Origin of the sequence: Cupriavidus sp. SIMBA_020 (genome assembly GCF_046535395.1) — a bacterium.
Classification (GTDB): Bacteria; Pseudomonadota; Gammaproteobacteria; order Burkholderiales; family Burkholderiaceae; genus Cupriavidus; species Cupriavidus campinensis.
Window position 1 is genome coordinate 1 of the sequence record NZ_JAWRWU010001167.1, and the last position, 253, is coordinate 253.

The window sequence follows — 253 nt, forward strand, 5'->3', positions numbered from 1 at the left end:
GCCCTTGATTTTTGGGCTCAGGTAGCGGATCGAATTATTCTGGCGCAGGTTGATTGCGGCATTGTCCAGATCGCCCGCGTGCATGGCGGCGCCGTTCGAGGCCAGCGCACCTGCGTCGAGCATCATCGTGAAGTTGTTCACCGAATCATACTGACGACCGACCGTCACTTGACCATACCGTTCGCTCCGCAGGCCGATGAAGATCTGGCGACCCCACATCAGTCCACCTTGACCCAAGCCGCCGGACGGCATG

The 253-nt window shown here is 59.7% G+C and carries 1 protein-coding gene; it reads right to left on the reverse strand.

The window, feature by feature from the left end; translation table 11 throughout:
• Positions 1-219, reverse strand: a 219-nt coding sequence (locus SB751_RS33205; protein WP_410749395.1) for a porin, incomplete at its 3' end; no start/stop codon positions are given.
• Between the last annotated feature and the right edge of the window lie 34 nt (positions 220-253).